At 75.9% G+C, this 20,292-nt stretch carries 25 protein-coding genes; 21 read left to right on the forward strand and 4 right to left on the reverse strand.

Annotation, left to right across the window (positions count from 1 at the left end):
• Window positions 1–3 precede the first annotated feature (3 nt).
• The 3 genes from ACI79Z_RS10885 (at window position 4) to ACI79Z_RS10895 (ending at window position 2,954) form a co-directional block, all read left to right on the forward strand.
• Window positions 4–210 (forward strand): hypothetical protein, encoded by a 207-nt coding sequence (locus ACI79Z_RS10885; RefSeq protein WP_387993465.1) that lies wholly within the window; start codon window positions 4–6, stop codon window positions 208–210.
• A gap of 93 nt (window positions 211–303) precedes the next feature.
• Window positions 304–1,875, forward strand: coding sequence for a signal recognition particle protein (gene ffh / locus ACI79Z_RS10890; protein ID WP_456902625.1), 1,572 nt, complete (start codon window positions 304–306; stop codon window positions 1,873–1,875).
• Window positions 1,872–2,954, forward strand: a complete 1,083-nt coding sequence (locus tag ACI79Z_RS10895; RefSeq protein ID WP_387993461.1) for an amidohydrolase family protein — start codon at window positions 1,872–1,874, stop codon at window positions 2,952–2,954. Before ffh ends, ACI79Z_RS10895 begins: the two co-directional genes overlap by 4 nt.
• A gap of 6 nt (window positions 2,955–2,960) precedes the next feature.
• On the opposite strand, the gene ACI79Z_RS10900 is transcribed toward ACI79Z_RS10895, so the two are convergent.
• Window positions 2,961–3,524, reverse strand: a complete 564-nt coding sequence (locus ACI79Z_RS10900; protein ID WP_387993459.1) for a hypothetical protein — start codon at window positions 3,522–3,524, stop codon at window positions 2,961–2,963.
• A gap of 156 nt (window positions 3,525–3,680) precedes the next feature.
• Here ACI79Z_RS10900 and ACI79Z_RS10905 point away from each other — a divergent pair, with 156 nt between their 5' ends.
• The gene (locus ACI79Z_RS10905; RefSeq protein ID WP_456902626.1) at window positions 3,681–5,447 is read left to right on the forward strand and encodes a proline--tRNA ligase; all 1,767 of its coding nucleotides are present in this window, start codon (window positions 3,681–3,683) and stop codon (window positions 5,445–5,447) included.
• On the opposite strand, the gene ACI79Z_RS10910 is transcribed toward ACI79Z_RS10905, so the two are convergent.
• Window positions 5,414–5,815, reverse strand: coding sequence for a VOC family protein (locus ACI79Z_RS10910; protein ID WP_456902627.1), 402 nt, complete (start codon window positions 5,813–5,815; stop codon window positions 5,414–5,416). The genes ACI79Z_RS10905 and ACI79Z_RS10910 overlap by 34 nt on opposite strands.
• A 158-nt stretch (window positions 5,816–5,973) precedes the next feature.
• On the opposite strand from ACI79Z_RS10910, the gene rpsP reads away from it, so the two are divergent.
• From rpsP to ACI79Z_RS10990, 16 genes are all read left to right on the forward strand, one after another.
• A complete protein-coding gene (gene rpsP, locus ACI79Z_RS10915) occupies window positions 5,974–6,453 on the forward strand; it encodes a 30S ribosomal protein S16 (RefSeq protein WP_387993450.1) in 480 nt (159 codons plus the stop codon).
• 3 nt (window positions 6,454–6,456) lie between these two features.
• Complete coding sequence (locus ACI79Z_RS10920; protein WP_387993447.1) at window positions 6,457–6,693, forward strand: RNA-binding protein; 237 nt, start codon at window positions 6,457–6,459, stop codon at window positions 6,691–6,693.
• Window positions 6,694–6,703: 10 nt separating this feature from the next.
• Window positions 6,704–7,234 (forward strand): ribosome maturation factor RimM, encoded by a 531-nt coding sequence (rimM, locus tag ACI79Z_RS10925; RefSeq protein ID WP_456902628.1) that lies wholly within the window; start codon window positions 6,704–6,706, stop codon window positions 7,232–7,234.
• Window positions 7,231–7,974 (forward strand): tRNA (guanosine(37)-N1)-methyltransferase TrmD, encoded by a 744-nt coding sequence (gene trmD, locus ACI79Z_RS10930; protein ID WP_387993442.1) that lies wholly within the window; start codon window positions 7,231–7,233, stop codon window positions 7,972–7,974. Before rimM ends, trmD begins: the two co-directional genes overlap by 4 nt.
• The gene (locus tag ACI79Z_RS10935) at window positions 7,967–8,467 is read left to right on the forward strand and encodes an NUDIX hydrolase (protein WP_387993440.1); all 501 of its coding nucleotides are present in this window, start codon (window positions 7,967–7,969) and stop codon (window positions 8,465–8,467) included. Before trmD ends, ACI79Z_RS10935 begins: the two co-directional genes overlap by 8 nt.
• A 194-nt stretch (window positions 8,468–8,661) precedes the next feature.
• Window positions 8,662–9,018, forward strand: coding sequence for a 50S ribosomal protein L19 (rplS, locus tag ACI79Z_RS10940; protein ID WP_387993438.1), 357 nt, complete (start codon window positions 8,662–8,664; stop codon window positions 9,016–9,018).
• 87 nt (window positions 9,019–9,105) lie between these two features.
• Entirely contained in the window at window positions 9,106–10,011 is a 906-nt protein-coding gene (gene lepB, locus ACI79Z_RS10945) for a signal peptidase I (protein WP_456902629.1), read from the forward strand.
• Window positions 10,012–10,256: 245 nt separating this feature from the next.
• A complete protein-coding gene (locus ACI79Z_RS10950) occupies window positions 10,257–10,979 on the forward strand; it encodes a LuxR C-terminal-related transcriptional regulator (protein WP_387993432.1) in 723 nt (240 codons plus the stop codon).
• A 197-nt stretch (window positions 10,980–11,176) separates the two neighbouring features.
• Window positions 11,177–11,968: a ribonuclease HII gene (locus tag ACI79Z_RS10955; protein ID WP_387993429.1), complete on the forward strand. Its 792-nt coding sequence runs from the start codon at window positions 11,177–11,179 to the stop codon at window positions 11,966–11,968.
• Entirely contained in the window at window positions 11,965–12,285 is a 321-nt protein-coding gene (locus ACI79Z_RS10960) for a DUF2469 domain-containing protein (RefSeq protein ID WP_387993427.1), read from the forward strand. The genes ACI79Z_RS10955 and ACI79Z_RS10960 overlap by 4 nt, the downstream gene beginning before the upstream one ends.
• Window positions 12,286–12,416: 131 nt before the next feature.
• Window positions 12,417–12,776, forward strand: a complete 360-nt coding sequence (locus ACI79Z_RS10965) for a YraN family protein (protein WP_387993424.1) — start codon at window positions 12,417–12,419, stop codon at window positions 12,774–12,776.
• Window positions 12,773–14,293 carry a YifB family Mg chelatase-like AAA ATPase gene (locus ACI79Z_RS10970; RefSeq protein WP_387993422.1) on the forward strand — a complete coding sequence of 507 codons (1,521 nt, stop codon included), beginning with the start codon at window positions 12,773–12,775 and terminating at the stop codon, window positions 14,291–14,293. The genes ACI79Z_RS10965 and ACI79Z_RS10970 overlap by 4 nt, the downstream gene beginning before the upstream one ends.
• On the forward strand, window positions 14,290–15,546 hold the full coding sequence (dprA, locus tag ACI79Z_RS10975) for a DNA-processing protein DprA (protein ID WP_456902630.1): 1,257 nt from the start codon (window positions 14,290–14,292) through the stop codon (window positions 15,544–15,546). Before ACI79Z_RS10970 ends, dprA begins: the two co-directional genes overlap by 4 nt.
• A gap of 125 nt (window positions 15,547–15,671) precedes the next feature.
• A complete protein-coding gene (locus ACI79Z_RS10980; protein ID WP_456902631.1) occupies window positions 15,672–16,607 on the forward strand; it encodes a tyrosine recombinase in 936 nt (311 codons plus the stop codon).
• A gap of 72 nt (window positions 16,608–16,679) precedes the next feature.
• Window positions 16,680–17,483, forward strand: a complete 804-nt coding sequence (gene whiG, locus ACI79Z_RS10985) for an RNA polymerase sigma factor WhiG (protein WP_387993413.1) — start codon at window positions 16,680–16,682, stop codon at window positions 17,481–17,483.
• Window positions 17,484–17,490: 7 nt separating this feature from the next.
• Window positions 17,491–17,862: an antibiotic biosynthesis monooxygenase family protein gene (locus ACI79Z_RS10990; protein WP_387993410.1), complete on the forward strand. Its 372-nt coding sequence runs from the start codon at window positions 17,491–17,493 to the stop codon at window positions 17,860–17,862.
• On the opposite strand, the gene ACI79Z_RS10995 is transcribed toward ACI79Z_RS10990, so the two are convergent.
• Window positions 17,790–18,392 carry a TMEM175 family protein gene (locus ACI79Z_RS10995; RefSeq protein ID WP_456902632.1) on the reverse strand — a complete coding sequence of 201 codons (603 nt, stop codon included), beginning with the start codon at window positions 18,390–18,392 and terminating at the stop codon, window positions 17,790–17,792. The two genes, ACI79Z_RS10990 and ACI79Z_RS10995, sit on opposite strands and share 73 nt — an antisense overlap.
• 48 nt (window positions 18,393–18,440) lie before the next feature.
• On the reverse strand, window positions 18,441–18,944 hold the full coding sequence (locus ACI79Z_RS11000) for a M23 family metallopeptidase (protein ID WP_456902633.1): 504 nt from the start codon (window positions 18,942–18,944) through the stop codon (window positions 18,441–18,443).
• 303 nt (window positions 18,945–19,247) lie between these two features.
• Here ACI79Z_RS11000 and rpsB point away from each other — a divergent pair, with 303 nt between their 5' ends.
• Window positions 19,248–20,105 carry a 30S ribosomal protein S2 gene (gene rpsB, locus ACI79Z_RS11005; protein WP_387993402.1) on the forward strand — a complete coding sequence of 286 codons (858 nt, stop codon included), beginning with the start codon at window positions 19,248–19,250 and terminating at the stop codon, window positions 20,103–20,105.
• Window positions 20,106–20,292: the final 187 nt, after the last annotated feature.

Here is a 20,292-nt window from a genome sequence, read left to right on the forward strand (position 1 = left end):
CGCGTGACCGTCCAGCAGACCGCAGCCCTGCCGACCTGGCCGTGCCGGGACTGCGGCGAGGACCGCGTGTTCGAGCAGCCGCCGTGCGCCGACGGGCACACCGACGACGCCGGTGGGTGCCCGGAGTGGATCTGCACCGGCTGCGGTGGTGCGCTCCTGGTCGGCGGGGCGGGAGTCGTCGGCGCGGCGGCGGTGCGGCGCGCGGCCTGAGCGGCACGCACGACCGGGCCGGGACGTCCCGGCTGGATACCCTGGGGTCAGGTGGCGCGGCCCGTCCGCGCCCGTGACTGCTGAGGACTGCTCGTGTTCGAGACTCTCTCCGACCGCCTCGACAAGGTCTTCACCGGCCTGCGGGGCAAGGGCCGGCTCACCGACGCCGACATCGACGCCACCGCGCGCGAGATCCGCATCGCCCTGCTCGAGGCCGACGTCGCGCTGCCGGTCGTGCGTGCCTTCATCGCGGCGATCAAGGAGCGGGCGCGCGGCGCCGCGGTGTCGCAGGCGCTCAACCCGGCGCAGCAGGTCATCAAGATCGTCAACGAGGAGCTCATCGAGATCCTCGGCGGCGAGACCCGGCGGCTGCGCTACGCCAAGCAGTCGCCCACGGTGATCATGCTCGCCGGCCTGCAGGGCTCCGGTAAGACCACGCTGGCCGGCAAGCTCGGCCGCTGGCTGAAGTCCCAGGGGCACGCGCCGCTGCTGGTCGCCGCGGACCTGCAGCGGCCCAACGCGGTCAACCAGCTCTCGATCGTCGCCCAGCAGGCCGGGGTCGACGTCTTCGCGCCCGAGCCGGGCAACGGCGTCGGCGACCCGATCCGGGTGGCCGCCGACTCGATCGAGCACGCCCGCCGCACGATGCACGACGTCGTCGTCGTCGACACCGCCGGCCGGCTGGGCATCGACGCCGAGCTGATGGCGCAGGCCGCCGGCATCCGCGACGCCGTCCAGCCGGACGAGACGCTGTTCGTCGTCGACGCGATGATCGGCCAGGACGCCGTCACCACGGCCGAGGCGTTCCGCGACGGCGTCGGCTTCTCCGGCGTCGTGCTCACCAAGCTCGACGGCGACGCCCGCGGTGGTGCCGCGCTCTCGGTCCGCTACGTGACCGGGCAGCCGATCATGTTCGCCTCCACCGGCGAGAAGCTCACCGACTTCGACGTCTTCCACCCCGAGCGGATGGCCTCGCGCATCCTCGGCATGGGCGACGTGCTCACCCTCATCGAGCAGGCCGAGCAGGCCTTCGACGCCGAGCAGGCCGAGAAGATGGCCGGCAAGCTCGTCAGCCGCGAGGGCTTCACCCTCGAGGACTTCCTCGAGCAGATGATGGCCATCCGCAAGATGGGCCCGATCGCCAACCTGCTCGGCATGCTGCCCGGCGCGGGCGCGATGAAGGAGCAGCTCAAGCAGGTCGACGACCGCGACCTGGACCGCACCGCGGCGATCATCCGCTCGATGACCCCGCAGGAGCGGGTCGACTCGAAGATCATCAACGCGTCGCGGCGGGTGCGCATCGCCAACGGCTCGGGCGTGACCGTCACCGAGGTCAACCAGCTGCTGGAGCGCTTCGCGCAGGCCCAGAAGATGATGGGCCAGATGGCCGGCAGCATGGGCCTGCCGGGCATGGGCCCGATGTCGAAGAAGGCCCGCGGCCGGCAGATGCAGGCCCAGTCCTCCAAGAAGGGCAAGGGCAAGAAGGGCAAGGGCGGCGGCAAGGCCCCGGCCCGCCGGCCGATGGGCGCCGCGGGCCTGCCCCCGGGCGCCGGCTTCCCCGGTGGCCTGCCGGGCGGCATGCCCTCGCTGCCGCCGGGCCAGGCGCTGCCGGACCTCAGCAAGCTCGACTTCAGCAAGTTCGGGGACGAGCGGCCCGGGCGGTGACCGCCCCCTCCCTGCACCTGTCCGGGGTCGTCCTCCCCGAGGGCGAGCACCGCGACCTCTGGATCCGCGACGGCCGGGTCACCTTCGAGCGGGTCCCGGGCGCGGAGACCGTCTCCCGGGGCGGCTGGCTGCTGCCGGGCCTGGTCGACGCGCACTGCCACGTCGGCATCGGCCGCGGCGGGGTCCCCGTCGAGGACCTCGCCGGGCTGCGCGAGCAGGCGCTGGCCGAGCGGGCCGCCGGGGTGCTGGCGCTGCGCGACTGCGGCTCGCCGGTCGACACCCGGGCGCTGGACGACGAGCCCGACCTGCCGACGATCGTCCGCGCCGGCCGGCACCTGGCCGCGACCCGGCGCTACATCCCGGGGCTGGCCGTCGAGCTGGAGCCGGCCGGGCTGGTCGAGCAGGTGCGGGTGCAGGCCCGCCGCGGCGACGGCTGGGTGAAGCTGGTCGGCGACTGGATCGACCGGTCGGTGGGCGACCTCGCGCCCGAGTGGCCGGCCGACGTCGTGGCCGAGGCGATCGCGGCGGCGCACGAGGAGGGCGCGCGGGTCACCGCGCACACCTTCGGCACCGACGCGCTGCCGGACCTGATCCGCGCCGGCATCGACTGCGTCGAGCACGGCACCGGGCTCACCGAGGACCTGGTCGGCGAGATGGCCGCGCGCGGCACCGCCGTCGTCCCGACGCTGGTCAACGTGGAGAACTTCCCCGGCTTCGCCGCCGCGGGGGAGCGGAGGTTCCCGGCGTACGCGAGCACGATGCGGCGGCTGTACGCGTCCTCCGGCGCGGTGGTGCGGGCGGCGTTCGAGGCCGGCGTGCCGGTGTTCGCCGGCACCGACGCCGGCGGCGGCATCGAGCACGGCCGGATCGCCGACGAGGTCCGCGCGCTGTGCGACGCCGGCCTGCCCGCCGAGGCGGCGCTGGCCGCGGCGTCGTGGTCCGCGCGGGCCTGGCTGGGCCTGCCCGGCATCGAGGAGGGCGCGCCGGCCGACCTCACCGTCTACGACGGCGACCCGCGCGCCGACCTCGGCGTCCTGACCCGACCGCAGCTCACGGTGCTGCGCGGCCGGGTCGTCTGAGCGCGGTCAGACGTCGACGCCGGCGGCGGCGCAGGCGGTGCCGAACTCGGTGACCGGGCCGGTCAGGTCGGTGACCGCGGTGATGACGTCGCCGCCGGACCGCACGTCGTCGATCGCGGCGTCGGTGGCCGCGGACACGGCGTCGGCGGCGGCGAGCACCGGCGCGCCGGCGTCCCGGTGGCCGGCCGGGGCGTCGCGCAGCGCCTCGAGCAGCGGGACGACGCCGGCGGGGTCGACGTGGCCGGTCCCGTCGACCGCGACCAGCGACAGGCCGACGTAGCCGAACCACCCGGCCACCGCCTGGCACAGGCCCTCGTCGCCGGGGACGCCGGCGCCGGGGACCGGCAGGTCGTCGTCGCTCGCGGGCACGCTGCCGGTCCCGGGCGCGGGGTCGGTCACGGGCCCGGTCTCCCCGGCCTCCTCCACCGGCGGGGCGGCCGGCTCGGTCGGGGCCTCCGCACCCCGCGACACGGGCGTGGCCGAGCCGCTGACCGCGGTGGAGCAGGCGGCCAGCGAGGCGCCGGCGGTGAGGGCGAGGACGGCGGTGGCCAGGCGGCGGGGCGTGCGCACGGGGGACTCCAGGGTGGTCGAGCCGGGTGTCGGCGGGGGAGAGGCCGCCGGTCGGCGGCTCGCCGGGGACGACCGTCGCGGCCGGGACTTGCACCGCTCTTGCGGGCCGCTGACCGCGCGGCACAACCCGTTCGCGCGCCCTGGGAGACTCGTGCCGTGCTGTTGCGGATGTCCTCCCTGTTCCTGCGCACCCTGCGCGACGACCCGGCCGACGCCGAGGTCCCCAGCCACCGCCTGCTCGTGCGGGCCGGCTACATCCGCCGGGCCGCGCCGGGCGGCTTCACCTGGCTGCCGCTGGGCTACCGGGTCTTCCGCAACGTCGAGCGCGTCGTCCGCGAGGAGATGGACCGGATGGGCGCGCAGGAGGTCCACTTCCCGGCGCTGCTGCCCCGCGAGCCCTACGAGGCGACCAACCGCTGGACCGAGTACGGCCCCAACCTCTTCCGGCTGCAGGACCGCCGGGGCGCGGACTTCCTCCTCGGCCCCACGCACGAGGAGATGTTCACGCTCCTGGTGAAGGACCTGTACTCGTCGTACAAGGACCTGCCGCTGTCGCTGTACCAGATCCAGACCAAGTACCGGGACGAGGCGCGGCCCCGGGCCGGGCTGTTCCGCACCCGCGAGTTCACGATGAAGGACAGCTACTCCTTCGACGTCGACGACGCGGGGCTGGACGCCTCCTACGCCGCGCACCGCGCCGCCTACGTCCGGATCTTCGACCGGCTGGGCCTGGAGTACGTGATCGTCTCGGCGATGTCGGGCGCGATGGGCGGCTCCAGGAGCGAGGAGTTCCTGCACCCGACGGAGATCGGCGAGGACACCTTCGTCCGCTCGCCCGGCGGGTACGCGGCCAACGTCGAGGCGGTCAGCACCGTCGTCCCCGAGCCGCTGCCGATCGAGGGCCTGCCCGAGGCGCACGTCGAGGACACCCCCGACACCCCGACCATCGAGACGCTGGTCGCCGTCGCGCGGGAGCTGTTCCCCGACGCCGGCTACACGGCCGCCTCGACGCTCAAGAACGTCGTCGTCACGCTCGTGCACCCCGACGGCACCCGGGAGCCGCTGGTCATCGGCATCCCCGGCGACCGCGAGGTCGACGCCAAGCGGCTGGAGGCGCAGGTGGCGCCGGCCGAGGTGGAGCCGTTCACCGACTTCGAGGCGCACCCGGCGCTGGTCAAGGGCTACATCGGCCCGCAGGTGCTCGGGAAGGACAGCGAGTCGGGCATCCGCTACCTCGTCGACCCTCGGGTCGTCCCCGGCACCCGCTGGGTCACCGGCGCCAACGAGCCCGGCAGGCACGTGTTCGACCTGGTGGCCGGGCGCGACTTCTCCTGGGACGGCACCGTCGAGGCCGCCGAGGTGCTGCCCGGCGACCCCGCGCCCGACGGCTCGGGCCCGCTGGAGCTCGCCCGGGGCGTGGAGATCGGGCACATCTTCCAGCTGGGCCGCAAGTACGCCGACGCCCTGGGCCTGCAGGTGCTCGACGAGAACGGCAGGCTCGTCACGGTCACCATGGGCTCCTACGGCATCGGCGTCTCCCGCGCCGTCGCCGCGATCGCCGAGTCCACCCACGACGAGCTGGGCCTGGTCTGGCCGCGCGAGATCGCCCCGGCCGACGTGCACGTCGTCGCCACCGGCAAGGACGCCGCGGTGTTCGAGGCCGCGCAGGCGCTGTCCGACGAGCTGGTCGCCGCCGGCCTGACCGTCCTCTACGACGACCGGCCGAAGGTGTCGCCCGGGGTCAAGTTCAAGGACGCCGAGCTGCTCGGGATGCCGACCATCGTGACCGTCGGCCGCGGGCTCGCCGACGGCGTCGTCGAGCTGCGCGACCGGGCGACGGGCGAGCGGTCGGAGGTGCCGGTGGCCGACGCCGCCGCCGCGGTGCTCGCTCAGGTCCGGCCGGGGACCAGCTCGACCTCGTAGCCGTCGGCGTCCTCGAGGTAGGCCGCCCGGTGCCGCGGGCCGCCGGCGAACGGGTGGCGGTCGGCGAACAGCAGCCGCCACCCGTGCGCCGGCGCCGCGGCCACCAGCGCGTCGACGTCGTCGGCGGTGCCGGCCCAGAACGCGAGGTGGTTGAGGCCTGGCCGGCGGCGCTCGTGGGTGTCCGCGGCGAGGTCCGGCGACCGCTCGACGACGACGTAGACGTCGCCGAGCCGCCAGGACCGGCCGTGCTCCCACGACTGGTACGGCTGCGCGCCCAGCGCGGTCAGCAGCCAGCCCCACGAGCGCTCGGCGCGGGCCAGGTCGGGCACCCACAGCTCGACGTGGTGGAGCAGACCCCGGCTGGTCATGGCACGCCTCCCGGCATCTGGCATCATGGTCGGTCGAACACGGCGGTGCGCGGCCCTCTCACCGACGCCGGCCGTGTCCCTGGCTCCGCCCCGGCGTAACCCCACGCGTCCGTCCGGCGAGCACCGACGAACAGCGTTCGAGGAGATTCCGAGCCACCGTGGCCACCAAGATCAAGCTCATGCGTCTGGGCAAGATGCGTGCTCCGTACTACCGCATCGTCGTCGCCGACTCGCGCACCAAGCGCGAGGGCCGCGTCATCGAGACGATCGGCAAGTACCACCCGAAGGAGGAGCCCTCCTTCATCGAGGTCGACAGCGAGCGCGCGCAGTACTGGCTGGGCGTCGGCGCGCAGCCGACCGAGCCGGTCGCGGCCATCCTCCGCGTCACCGGTGACTGGCAGAAGTTCAAGGGCGAGCCGGCCCCGCCGCCCATGAAGGTCGCCGCCCCCAAGCCCGACCGCAAGGCCCTCTACGAGGAGGCCGTCCGCAGCGCCGGCGAGGAGCCGGCCGCCGGTGCGACCACCCCGAGGAAGAAGGCCGCTCCCAAGGCCGACGACGCCGCCGCCACGGTGGCCGAGGCCGCCGGTGCCGGTGGCGAGGGCCCGGCCGCCGGCGCCACCACGACGCCCGCCGAGTAAGACGTGCTCGAAGAGGCGCTCGAGCACCTGGTCAAGGGCATCGTCGACCACCCGCGCGACGTCACCGTCGACCTGGTCGGCGGCCGTCGCGGCAAGACCCTCGAGGTCCGGGTCCACCCCGACGACCTCGGCAAGGTGATCGGTCGCGGCGGGCGCACCGCCAAGGCGCTGCGCACCGTCATGACCGGCGTCGGCGGCCGCGGCCTGCGGGTCGACGTCGTCGACACCGACGGGCGCTGAGCCGCGCGGCTTGGACGCGCAGAACCCCTCCACCGACACCGTGGTGGTCGGCCGCATCGGCCGGCCCCACGGTGTCCGTGGTGAGGCCACCGTCGAGGTCCGCACCGACGACCCCGGGAAGCGCTTCCGCCCCGGCGCCGTCCTGCGCACCGTCCCCGCCGAGCGCGGTCCGCTGACCGTCGCCGGCGCCCGCTGGCACCGCGAGGTGCTGCTGCTCGCGTTCGAGGGCTACGACAGCCGCGAGACCGTCGAGACCCTCCGCGACACCCTGCTCGAGGTCCCGCTCGCCGACCTCCCGGCGCTGGAGGACCCCGACGACTTCTACGACCACCAGCTCGTCGGCCTGGCCGCCCGGCTGACCGACGGCACGCCGCTGGGCGAGGTCACCGCGGTCCGCCACGAGGGCGCGGACCTGCTGGTCGTCGACCGCGGCGAGGCCGGCGAGCTGCTGGTCCCGTTCGTCACGGCGATCGTGCCGACCGTCGACGTGCCCGGCGGGTTCGTCGTCGTCGACCCGCCCGAGGGGCTGCTCGACCTGTGACCGACCCGTACCGCATCGACGTCGTCACGATCTTCCCGGAGTACCTGGCGCCGCTCCGGCAGTCGCTGCTCGGGAAGGCCGCCGAGCGCGGCCTGGTCGCCATCGGCGTGCACGACCTGCGGCAGTGGACCGACGACGTCCACCGCACCGTCGACGACGCCCCCTACGGCGGCGGCCCCGGCATGGTCATGCGCCCCGAGCCGTGGGCGCGCGCCCTGGAGGCCGTCCGCCCGCCCGGCACCCGCCTGGTCGTGCCCACGCCCGCCGGGCGCCCGTTCACCCAGGCCGTCGCCGCCGAGTGGGCCGCCGAGCCCGGGCTGGTGTTCGCCTGCGGCCGCTACGAGGGCATCGACCAGCGGGTGGCCGAGTGGGCCGCCGCGTCCGGGCCGGTGTCGGAGGTCTCGATCGGCGACTACGTGCTGGCCGGCGGCGAGTCCGCGGTGCTGGTGATGGTCGAGGCGGTCACCCGGCTGATCCCCGGCGTCGTCGGCAACCGCGAGTCGGTGGCGTTCGACTCGCACGCCGACGGGCTGCTCGAGGGCCCCTCCTACACCCGGCCGGCGTCCTGGCGCGGGCTGGACGTCCCGCCGGTGCTGCTCTCCGGCGACCACGCCGCGATCGCCCGCTGGCGCCGCGCGGAGTCGCTGCGGCGGACCGCGACCCGGCGTCCCGACCTGCTGGCCGCGCTGCCCGAAGACGCGCTGTCACCCGCCGACCGGGCGGTCCTCGACGGTGCCTGACCGCGCCTGGGTGCGTCCCACGGCGCGGGTCGTCGTCCTCGACCCCGACGGGCGGGTGCTGCTGCTCGGCGCCCGGCTGACCGACCCCGCCGTCCCGCCCGGCGACGTGCTGTTCTGGTACACGCCCGGCGGGGGAGTGGAGGACGGCGAGACCGTCCGCGAGGCCGCCGCCCGCGAGCTGGTCGAGGAGATCGGCCTGGTCGTCGACCCCGCGGCCCTCGAGGGCCCGGTGTGGTTCCGGCGGCACGTCGGCCCGTTCGCCGGCGTGCAGATCGACTCGCGGGAGACCTTCTTCGTCCTGCGCGACGTCGTCCACGAGGTGGACGCCACCGGCCGGACCGAGCTGGAGCTGCTCGGGGAGGAGCCGCACCGGTGGTGGACCGCCGCGGAGATCGCCGCGGCGGACGTGGAGTTCGCGCCCCGCGAGCTCGCCGCGGTGCTGCCCGAGCTGCTGGCCGGGCCGTGGCGCCGGCCACCCCGCGTGGTCGACTGACCGGCCCTGGGACCAGCCCGCCCCGGCCCGAGCTCGGCAGGGTGGCGCCCGTGTGGCACAGTAGAGAGTCGCTGCAGACCGGAGGCGCCGCCGACGGGCACTCCTCCCGGAGTCGCAGCCACCTGGTCCGGAGCGTGGGGCACCCCGATGCCCGGGCCGACGACGAGCCAACGCTGAGACCGAGGAATGCTGCGATGAACACCCTGGACGTACTCGACGCCGACTCGCTGCGCGACGACATCCCCGAGTTCCGCCCCGGGGACACCGTCAAGGTGCACGTCCGCGTCGTCGAGGGCAACCGCTCGCGCATCCAGGTCTTCCAGGGCGTCGTGATCCGGCGCCAGGGCGGCGGGATCCGCGAGACCTTCACCGTCCGCAAGGTCAGCTTCGGCGTGGGCGTGGAGCGCACCTTCCCGGTGCACACCCCGGTCGTCGAGAAGATCGAGGTGCTGACCCGCGGTGACGTCCGCCGGGCCAAGCTCTACTACCTGCGTGAGCTGCGCGGCAAGGCCGCCAAGATCAAGGAGCGTCGCGAGACCGTCGCGCGCTGACCGTCCCCGGCTCCGGCCGGACGACTCCGGGCCGGTCCGACCCGGCCTGACCACGGCGGGTCCTCCGCGGCCGTACGCTGGCTCCCGATGAGCAGCGATCGGTCCGGAGGGCCCGCCGACGTCGTCCCGGGGGACGACCCCACGCCCGAGCGGCCGGACACCGGTGGCCACCGCCGCACCTGGCGGCGGCGGGACGAGCCGGAGAAGAAGAGCTCGCTGCTGCGTGAGCTGCCGGTGCTGCTGCTCGTGGCCTTCGTGCTCGCGCTGCTGGTGAAGACCTTCCTCGCACAGGCCTTCTTCATCCCCTCCGGGTCGATGGAGCAGACGCTGCACGGCTGCACCGGCTGCACCGGGGACCGCGTCCTGGTCAACAAGGTCCCGTACTGGTTCGGCGATCCCGAGCCCGGCGACATCGTCGTCTTCGAGGGGCCGGACACCTGGACGCCCGAGGTCGAGGTCTCCGAGCCCTCGAACTGGTTCACCGGCGGGCTGCTGTGGCTGGGCCGGGCCGTCGGCGTGGCGCCGCCGAGCGAGGACGACTACGTCAAGCGCGTCATCGCCGTGGGCGGCCAGACCGTGCAGTGCTGCGACGCCGAGGGCCGGGTGACCGTCGACGGCGAGCCGCTCGACGAGCCCTACATCTACGAGGACACCCCGCTGGAGTCGCGCGCCTTCGGCCCCGTCACCGTGCCCGAGGGCCGGCTGTGGGTCATGGGGGACCACCGGTCGGCCTCGGCCGACTCCCGCTCGCACGTCGGCGACCGCTACGGCGGCACCGTCGCCGTCGACGACGTGATCGGCAAGGCCGCGCTGATCGTCTGGCCGGTGTCCCGGTTCGGCACGCTGGACTCCCCGGACATCCAGGGCACGGAGGCGGCCGCCGCCGCGGGCGCGGTCGGCCAGGTGCTCCCGCTGGGTGCGGGCCTCGCCGGCGCGCTGCCGGTCGCGGCGTGGAACCGCCGGCGCCGGCTGCGCCGCCCGCCCCCGGGCTGACCTCCACCCGCCTCCCGACGGCGCCGTCCCTCCCCGAGGGACGGCGCCGTCGTCTTTCGTGCACCATTCCCGCAAACGGCGTCCCCATGTCGACAAATGCGGAACGGTCACCTCTCCGGTTTCTCGTGTGACGGGAGCTACCAATACCGGGTGCGGAAAAAATCCCCAGGAAGTGTTCAAGGACCGCGCCATTCATCCCGATGGAGTAGTCGAGAGCAACCCGGTCCACCGAAATGGAGAAAGTCGTGTCCGCACCCCTGGCGAGCGCTGCCCGAGGCGTCACCCGCGTGCTCCTCCTCGCCGACGCCCCCGTCCTGCGGCGCGGCCTGGTCAGCATGATCAACGAGACCGCCGGCATGCAGTCGGTGGGCACCCCCGGCGAGCTGCGCCGCGCCCTCACCCTCGTCGAGACCGCCCGGCCCGACGCCGTGGTCGTCGAGATGGGCGCCGGCCGCGCCGCCACCCTCAACGTCGTCCGCGACCTGCGCCGCCGCTTCCCGCGGGTCGCCGTCGTCGCCCTCGCGACCTCGGAGGACCCGGCCGTGGTCAACGAGGCCGTCGCCGCCGGTGTCCGCGGCTACCTGATGCTCAACACCTCGCCGACCCTGCTCGGCTGGGCGATCCTGGCCGCCCGCGCCGGCCGGACCGTCGTCGACCCGCAGATCCGCCGCGTCGAGCCCGCCGCCGCCCCGGTCGGCAAGCCGCTGACCCCCGAGGTGCCGCTCACCCGGCGCGAGCAGGACGTCCTCGACGAGCTGCTGCAGGGCCAGTCCAACCGGCAGATCGGCCGCAACCTGTTCATCAGCGAGGACACCGTCAAGTCGCACGTGAAGGCGATCCTGCGCAAGCTCGGCGCCCGCGACCGCGCGCACGCCGTCTCGCTGGTCCTGTCCTCCCGCTCCTCCGGCACCTGCACCTGCGGCGCCCACGCGCTGACCGCCCCCGCCCCGGCTCCGGCCGAGGTCTGATCCCGGCGCCCGGGCCCGGCAGCACCGCGCCGGGTCCGGCGCCCCCGGCCGGCCGTCCGCCTCCTCGGCGGCCGGACCGGGACGACGGGCCGGCCCCCTCTGACCCCGGGGGCCGGCCCGCCGCCGTCTGCGCGCCGGCCCGTCCTGCCGTCCCGGGGGCGGGTCGTGTCCCCGGGGCGTCGTAGTGTCGGACGGCGATGGCAGGCCGTCCTCCCCCCGCTCACCGGGCCGCCGCGACGCCGGTCCACCGCACCCGCCGTACGGACCCCGCCGGCGACCCGGGCCGCGACGACTCGCTCTGGGACATGGAGCGGTCGCTGCGCCGGCGCGGCTTCTCCGCCGTCGCCGGCGCCGACGAGGCCGGCCGCGGCGCGTGCGCCGGGCCGCTGGTCGCCGCCGCGTGCGTGCTCCCCGCCGGCCGCCGCGGACGGGTCCCCGGGCTGGCCGACTCCAAGCTCCTGACCGCCGCGGCGCGGGAGCGGGTCTACGCCGAGGTCGTCGACCGCGCGCTGTCCTGGTCGGTCGTGGTCGTCCCGGTCGCCGACCTCGACGCGCGCGGCATGCACGTCACCAACCTCGAGGCGCTGCGCCGCGCGGTCAGCGCGCTGGACCCGCCGGCGGACTACGTGCTCACCGACGGGTTCTCCGTGCCCGGCCTCGGGGTGCCGGCCCTGGCCGTGTGGAAGGGCGACCGGGTCGCCGCCTGCGTGGCCGCGGCGTCGGTGCTGGCCAAGGTGACCCGGGACCGGATCATGCTCGACGTGCACGAGCGCTTCCCCGAGTACGACTTCGCGGTGCACAAGGGCTACACGACCGAGGCGCACACCGCCGCGCTGGAGCGTCACGGGCCCTGTCCCGAGCACCGGTCGCGCTTCGTCAACGTCGTCCGCGCCCGCGACGCGCGCGCCGTCCGGGAACTCCAGCTCACCGCTGCCGGCGGCATGGTCGATGATGGGGGCATGCGCACGATCTCCGGAGAGCCGCGATGAGCACCGAGGACCTGGAGAAGTACGAGACCGAGATGGAGCTGCAGCTCTATCGCGAGTACCGGGACATCGTCCGGCAGTTCACCTACGTGGTGGAGACCGAGCGGCGCTTCTACCTGGCCAACGCCGTCGACCTGCAGGTCCGCGAGGCCGGCGGCGAGGTGTTCTTCGAGCTCAAGCTCTCCGACGCCTGGGTCTGGGACATGTACCGGCCGGCGCGGTTCGTCCGCAACGTGCGGGTGCTGACGTTCAAGGACGTCAACGTCGAGGAGCTGGACAAGCCCGACCTCGAGCTGCCCGACGGGCCCCGCATCACCTGATCGCATCCGCACGCCCGGGAGACTGACCGCCCGGGCCGGCGGGACCGCCCGCGCCGTCCACAGCCCGGGCCGCCGTCCACAGACCGCCGTGCCGGACCGTGCCGGGCGCCCGCCCGGGTCACGGTCGGCGGGTGTCCACGAGAACCGAACTCGGCAGCCGCGGGGAGACCATCGCCGCGGCCTACCTCACCGATGCCGGGCTGGCCGTCCTCGACCGCAACTGGCGGTGCCGCGACGGCGAGCTCGACATCGTCGCCCGCGAGGGCGCGGCCATCGTCTTCTGCGAGGTCAAGACCCGCCGGGCCACCGGCTTCGGCCACCCCGTCGAGGCGGTGACCGCGGCCAAGCAGCGGCGGCTGCGCACGCTGGCCCAGCGGTGGCTGGCCGCCCACGACGAGCACGCGCCCGACCTGCGCTTCGACGTCGTCGGCGTGCTGGTGCGCCCAGCCGCGCCGGCGCTGGTCACCCACCTGCGCGGGGCGTTCTCGTGACGCTCGCCCGCACCTGGTCGGTCGGGCTGGCCGGGGTGTCCGGTGCGATGGTCGAGGTCGAGGTGGACATGTCCGCCGGCGTCCCCGGCGTGGCGCTCGTCGGCCTGCCCGACGCCGTGGTGCGCCAGTCGGTCGACCGCGTCCGGGCGGCCGTGGTCAACACCGGGGCGTCCTGGCCGATGCGCCGGATCACCATCGGGCTGTCGCCGGCGTCGATGCCCAAGCAGGGCAGCGGCTTCGACCTCGCGCTGGCCGCCGCCGTGCTCGCCGCGGCCGGCACGTTCCCGTCCGACGCCGCCGACGGGCTGGTGCTGCTCGGCGAGCTCGGGCTCGACGGCTCGGTGCGCGCGGTGCGCGGCGTCCTGCCCGCCGTGCTGGCCGCCGCCCGGGCCGGGCACGGCACCGTCGTCGTCCCGGCCGGCAACGCGGAGGAGGCGGCGCTGGTCGACGGCGTCGACGTCCTCGCCGCACGCACCCTCGGCGACCTGGTGGCCCACCTGTCCGGGCGCGCCCGGCTGGCGCCGCACGCCCGCGGGCCGCTGCCCCCGCCGGCACCGGCGCCGGACCTCGGCGACGTCGTCGGCCAGGCCGCGGGCCGGCGCGCGGTGGAGGTGGCCGCGGCCGGCGGGCACCACCTGCTCCTCACCGGGCCGCCGGGGGCGGGGAAGACGATGCTCGCGGAGCGGCTGCCCGGCCTGCTGCCCGTCCTCGACGAGCGGGCCGCGCTCGAGGTCACCGCCATCCACTCGGTCGCCGGCACGCTGCCTCCGGACGCGCCGCTGCTCAGCCGGCCGCCGTTCGAGGCGCCGCACCACTCGGCCACGATGGCCGCCCTCGTCGGCGGCGGGTCGGGCGCCATCCGTCCCGGCGCGCTGTGCCGCGCCCACCGCGGCGTGCTGTTCCTGGACGAGGCGCCGGAGTTCGCCCGGGCGACGCTGGACACGCTGCGCCAGCCCCTCGAGCGCGGCCAGGTCACGATCAGCCGGGCCGCCGGGTCGGCGACCTTCCCGTGCCGCGCCCAGCTGGTGCTCGCCGCCAACCCGTGCCCGTGCGCCAGCGCGGCCGGTGACTCCGTCTGCACCTGCAGCCCGCTGGAGCGCCGCCGGTACCGGTCCCGGCTGTCCGGCCCGCTGCTGGACCGCATCGACCTGCGCATCGAGCTGCCGCCGGTCACCCGCGCCGCCTGGCTGGACACCCGTGCGGCCCCCGAGCCGACCGCCGAGGTGGCGGCCCGCGTCGCCGCCGCCCGCGGAGCCGCCGCCGCCCGGCTGCGCGGCACCGGCCTGCTGCTCAACAGCCACGTGCCCGGGCGGCTGCTGCGGGAGCGCTGGGCGGTGCCGCGGCCGGCGCTGGCGCTGGCCGAGCGCGCGCTGGACCGCGGCCTGCTGTCGGTGCGCGGGCTGGACCGCGTGCTGCGGGTGTCCTGGACGCTGGCCGACCTCGCCGGTCGGGCGGTCCCCGACGGCGGCGACGTGGCCGAGGCGCTGGGCATGCGGCTGCAGCGGGTGGCGGCGTGACCGACCCGGCCCTCGAGGAGGACCTCGAGGACGCGCTCGCCGGCCCGGCCGCGGTCGACGGGGTGGCCGTCCCGGGCATCCGGCGCGCCCGCGCCTGGCTGACCCGCGCCGCGGAGCCGGGCTCGGTGGCCCTGTGGCGGTGGGTCGACGACGTCGGCCCGGTCGCGGCGGTGCGCGCCCTGCGGGCCGGGACGGCGCCCGAGCGGGCCCGCGCCCTGGTCGGCGTGCGCGCCGAGCAGGACGCCAGCCTCGCCGACCTCCGCCGGGCGGAGCGGTGCGGGGCCCGGCTGGTGGTCCCCGAGGACGACGAGTGGCCCGCGCTGCCGCTGCACGCGCTGACCGTCGCCGCGCACACCGATGGCGACGGCGAGGGCCGGCGCGACCGGACCACCGCGCTCGTGCCGCCGGTCGCCCTGTGGGTGCGCGGGGACCCGCCGCTCGGGCCGACCGTCGACCGCTCCGTGGCCGTCGTCGGCGCGCGGGCGTCCACGGCCTACGGCGAGCACGTGGCCGCCGACCTCGGCGCGCAACTGGGGGAGCGCGGCTGGACGGTCGTCTCCGGCGGCGCCTACGGCATCGACGTCGCCGCCCACCGCGGCGCCCTGGCCGCGGGTGCCCCCACCGTGGTGGTGCTCGCCTGCGGGGTCGACCGGGCCTACCCGGCCGCCCACTCCGCGGTGTTCGAGCGCATCGTCAGCGGCGGCGGCCTGCTGGTCAGCGAGTGGCCGCCGGGCGCGGCTCCGCACCGGCACCGCTTCCTCGTCCGCAACCGGATCATCGCCGGGCTCACCCGCGGCACCGTGGTGGTCGAGGCCGCGGCCCGCTCCGGCGCGCAGGCCACCGCCCGGCGCGCCCGCGCGCTGGGCAAGGAGGTGCTCGTCGTGCCCGGCCCCGTGACGAGCGCGATGTCGGTCGGCTGCCACGAGCTGCTGCGGGAGCAGGAGTCCGGCGCGCGGCTGGTCAGCAACGCCGCGCAGGTCGTCGAGGCGGTCGGCAGCCTCGGGGACGACCTGGCCGCTCCGGAGCGACGGCCCACGTTCCCCCGCGACGGCCTGTCCGACCTGGCCCGCCGGGTGCTCGACGCCTGCCCGGTGCGGACCGGCGTGAGCGCCGAGCGGCTGGCCGCGGTCGCCGGCTGCGACCCGCTGGAGGCCATGCGGGTGCTGCCCGGCCTCGAGGTCGCCGACCTCGTGCAGTGGACCGGAACCGGCTGGCGGCTGGCCCCACCGCCGCGCACGGGACGCGGCGGGTGACCCGGCGGCCGGTCCCCGGGGGCTCGCCTCCCGGGCGCTGAGGGGCCGGCCCGCCCGCACCGGTCGTGGGCGACCGGACGGCGCGGCGGCTTGACCCACGGACGGTGCCGTCGGACGGTCGGAGAGTGACCGCCCGGACCGCTGACGCCCGCGCCGCGCTGCCGCCGGCGCTCGCGGCCGCGCTCGAGGGCTACGAGGACGCGCTGCGGCACGAGCGGGACCTGTCCGAGCACACCGTCCGCGGCTACGTCACCGACGCCGTCTGGCTGCTCGACCACCTCGCCCGCCGCGGCGGCACGCGGGTCGACGAGCTGGACCTCGCCGCGCTGCGCAGCTGGCTGGCCCAGGGCCGCACGCGCGGTGCCAGCCGCGCGACCACCGCCCGCCGCGCCGCCGCCGCCCGCTCGTTCACCGCCTGGCTGCGCCGCTCGGGGCACACCCCCGAGGACGTCGGCCTGCGGCTGGTCAGCCCCAAGGCGCACCGGACGCTGCCCGACGTGCTCGCCCCCGACCAGGCCCGCGCCGTCGTCGAGTCCACCGCCGGCGCCGACGACCCCGTGGGCCTGCGCGACGCCGTCGTCCTCGAGCTGCTGTACGCCAGCGGCATCCGGGTCAGCGAGCTGGTCGGCCTCGACGTCGACGACGTCGACCGCGGCCGCCGGCTGCTGCGGGTCCTCGGCAAGGGCCGCAAGGAGCGCAGCGTGCCCTACGGCGCACCGGCCGAGCGGGCGCTCGACGCCTGGCTGACCCGGGGCCGCCCGGCGCTGGCCACCTCCGACTCCGGCCCGGCGCTGCTGCTCGGCCGGCGCGGGCGGCGGCTGGACCCGCGCGAGGCCCGCCGGACCGTGCACGCCGCGGTGGCCCGCGCGCCGGGCGCGCCCGACGTCGGCCCGCACGGGCTGCGGCACTCCGCGGCCACCCACGTCCTGGAGGGCGGCGCCGACCTGCGCTCCGTCCAGGAGCTGCTCGGCCACGCTAGCCTCGCGACGACGCAGATCTACACGCACGTGACCGTCGAGCGGCTGCGTGCGGTGCACGCCCAGGCACACCCGCGGGCCTGAGCCGAGCGCCCACCCGAACGACCGTCCCCGGGTCCGGCAGGACCCCAGCCACCACGAAGCGGGAGACCCGACGTGCCCGAGGCCACCATCCACCGGATCGGCGGCGAGTCCGAGGAGGACGCCGACGCCGCGCTGGCCGAGCTGTGGGCGCAGTACGTCGCCGACCGCGCCCCCGAGCTGCGCGACCGGCTGATCCTGCACTACGCGCCGCTGGTCAAGTACGTCGCCGGCCGGGTCGGCAGCGGCCTGCCGGCGCACGTCGAGCAGGCCGACCTGGTCTCCTACGGCACCTTCGGGCTCATCGACGCGATCACCCGCTACCAGCCCTCGCGCGAGGTCAAGTTCGAGAGCTACGCGATGTCCCGCATCCGCGGCGCGATCATCGACGAGCTGCGCAGCACCGACTGGATCCCGCGGTCGGTGCGGATGCGCGCCCGGCAGTTCGAGCGGACGGTCGCCACGCTGGAGAACCAGCTCCAGCGCAGCCCGACCGACGAGGAGATCGCCGCGGCGATGGAGATGGACGTCGAGGACGTGCGCAAGTTCCTCGGCCAGCTCTCCCTGGTCAACGTCGTCGCCCTCGACGAGCTGCTCACCGACGACGACGGCGGCGCGCCCCGGCTGGTCGACACGCTGCAGGACGCCAACGCCCTCGACCCGCAGGCGATGGCCGAGCACGGCGAGGCCCGCCAGCTGCTCGCCCGCGCCGTCGAGCAGCTGCCCGAGCGGGAGAAGGTCGTCGTCAGCCTCTACTACTTCGAGGGCCTGACGCTGGCCGACATCGGCCGCGTCCTCGGCGTCACCGAGAGCCGCATCTGCCAGCTGCACACCAAGGCCGTGCTGCACCTGCGCACCAAGCTCGCCGACATCGCCTGAGCCGCCGGTGGTGCTCGAGCACGCGCTCCTCCCGGTCCGCCCCGGCCGGGAGGAGGAGTTCGAGGCGGCCTTCGGGCGCGCGCGGCCGCTCGTCGAGGCGTCTCCGGGGTTCCGCTCCCTGCGGCTGTCCCGCTGCCTCGAGCGCCCGGGGACCTACCTGCTGCTGGTCGAGTGGGACCGGCTGGAGGACCACACCGAGGGGTTCCGGGGCTCGGTCGGCTACCGGGAGTGGAAGGCGCTGCTGCACTCCTTCTACGACCCGTTCCCGGTGGTCGAGCACTTCACCGACGTGGTGGCGACCGGGGATCAGGCCGCGACGCGGCGCCGCAGCGCGGCCTCGATCGGCCCGGACAGGAACAGCAGGAACATCGCCCAGTAGTGCACGCCCGGCAGCAGCGTGCCGGCCAGGAGGGCGACGAGGAACAGCCCGCTGGCGACCAGTGACGGCCACGGGGGTCCGACCGGGGCGGCGGCGTCGCGGCGCAGGGCGGGGCGCCGCCACAGCAGCAGGCTGATCGCCGTGAGGCAGAACGAGCTCAGCGTGATGGTGCCGATGTAGAGCGCCACCGCGGGCCGGTCGGTGCCGTAGCGGGCCGACACCTGGGTGGCGAAGGGCAGCAGGACGATCGTCAGGATCCACAGCAGGTTGGCGGTGAGGAACGCCTGGTCGTAGGACCCCACGGTCTCGACCACCCGGTGGTGGACCAGCCAGAGCCGCGCGATCACGACGAAGCTGAGGAAGAACGCGCCGATCTGTGACGACTCGTCGGCCAGCAGCGTGCCGAGACCGGTCCGCGGCTCCGCGCCGTCGAGCAGCTCGGTCAGCGGCAGCACCAGCAGGGTGATGGCGATGGCGACGACCGCGTCGAGGAACGCGACGAAACGGTCGAGGCCCCGTTCGGTCTGCACCCCGCGCAGGCTAGGGGCGGCGGCCGGTCCGGCAGCGGTCCCCGCGCGTCACCCGAGCGGCAGCAGGCGCACGCGCGACGGGCGCAGCAGCGACAGCGGGTCCAGGTACACCTCGCCGCGCCGCAGACCCCAGTGGAGGCAGGCGGCGGCCGGGCAGCCGGCGTGCCCGGCCGCCAGGGTCCCGAGCGGGGAGCCGCGGGCGACGCGCTGCCCGGCCGCGACGGCGGGGTCGACCGGCTCGTAGGTCGTCCGCAGCCCGTCGGCGTGGTCGACGCTCACCACCGGCCGGCCCGCCACCTGCCCGGCGAAGACGACGACGCCGTCCCCGGCCGCCACCACGACGTCACCGGCGGCGCCGGCGAGGTCCGCGCCGCGGTGCCCGGGGCCGTAGGGCGAGGGCGGGGGAGCGAACGGCCGGGTGACGACCGGCGGCCCGCCCAGCGGTGCGGTCCAGGCGGGGACGGCGGGAACGCCCGGCTCCGCGACGGCGGGCGCCGGCCCGAGCAGGGCGGCGCAGGCCAGCAGGAGCACGAGCAGCGGGCGGGCGGGCACGCCGCCGAGGCTTCCCGCCGGCGGGCCGCAGCGGGCCCCGGGCAGCGCACCTGTGGACGGCCCGGACACGGGGGAGGAGCGGTCCCGCCCGGCGCGTATGCTGTCCGGTGCGACCCGTCTGCGCGGGTCGACTCCGCGCGTCCTCCACCCGCCAGCACGGCGGGGCAGCCCCACCTCGGTCCCGGGTCCACCCGGGTCGGTGGCGCCGCGGGACGCCAGGGCGGGACACCACCCGGTGCCCGCGTCAACCGAGGAGCGCGGCCGCCGGGCGGCCGCGCGCGAGCACGAGAGGCTGCGCCCCCCATGGCAGTCGTCAGCATGAAGCAGCTGCTCGACAGCGGCGTCCACTTCGGGCACCAGACCCGTCGCTGGAACCCGAAGATGAAGCGCTTCATCTTCACCGAGCGCAACGGCATCTACATCATCGACCTGCAGCAGACGCTCGGGTACATCGACTCGGCCTACGAGTTCGTCAAGCAGACGGTCTCGCACGGCGGCACGATCCTGTTCGTCGGCACCAAGCGCCAGGCGCAGGAGGTCGTCGCCGAGCAGGCGCAGCGCGTCGGCATGCCCTACGTCAACCAGCGCTGGCTGGGCGGCATGCTCACCAACTTCTCCACCGTCCACAAGCGGCTCCAGCGGCTCAAGGAGCTCGAGGACATGGAGCAGACCGGCGTGATGGCCGGCCTGTCCAAGAAGGAGCAGCTGGGCCTGACCCGCGAGAAGGCCAAGCTCGAGCGCAGCCTCGGCGGCATCCGCGACATGCAGAAGGTGCCCAGCGCCATCTGGATCGTGGACACCAAGAAGGAGCACATCGCCGTCGGCGAGGCCCGCAAGCTGGGCATCCCGGTCGTCGCGATCCTCGACACCAACTGCGACCCCGACGAGGTCGACTACAAGATCCCGGGCAACGACGACGCGATCCGCGCCATCAACGTCCTGACCCGCGTGATCGCCGACGCCGTCGCGGACGGCCTCATGGCCCGCTCGGCCGCGCAGGCCAACGCCGGCCGCGAGGACGGCGCCGAGCAGGCCATCGGTGGCGACGAGCCGCTGCCGGACTGGGAGCGCGAGCTGCTGACCGGTGGCGCCGAGACCGCGACCGAGCAGCCCTCGGACACCTCCGCCACCGCCCCGGCCCCCACCGCCGGCGAGGCCTGAGAACTCCCGCACCGCCCGGCCGCACCGCGCGTGCGGCCGGGGGGGGGGGCGGCCCCCGGGGGGGGGGGGGGCCGCCCCCCCACCCCCCACCCCCACCCCCCCCCCCCCCCCCCCCCCAACCCCCCCCGCCCCCCCCCCCCCCCCCCCCCCCGGCCCCTACCCCCCCACCCCCGCCACCCCCACCCCC

The organism is Geodermatophilus sp. SYSU D00663, from assembly GCF_054050655.1.

Excerpts from the sequence above, each read along its gene's own strand:
- rplS (WP_387993438.1), top strand. The coding sequence starts at position 8,662 with ATGAACACCCTGGACGTACTCGACGCCGACTCGCTGCGCGACGACATC.
- rpsB (WP_387993402.1), top strand. The coding sequence starts at position 19,248 with ATGGCAGTCGTCAGCATGAAGCAGCTGCTCGACAGCGGCGTCCACTTC.
- lepB (WP_456902629.1), top strand. The coding sequence starts at position 9,106 with ATGAGCAGCGATCGGTCCGGAGGGCCCGCCGACGTCGTCCCGGGGGAC.
- ACI79Z_RS10910 (WP_456902627.1), bottom strand. The coding sequence starts at position 5,815 with ATGACCAGCCGGGGTCTGCTCCACCACGTCGAGCTGTGGGTGCCCGAC.
- ACI79Z_RS10960 (WP_387993427.1), top strand. The coding sequence starts at position 11,965 with ATGAGCACCGAGGACCTGGAGAAGTACGAGACCGAGATGGAGCTGCAG.
- ACI79Z_RS10955 (WP_387993429.1), top strand. The coding sequence starts at position 11,177 with ATGGCAGGCCGTCCTCCCCCCGCTCACCGGGCCGCCGCGACGCCGGTC.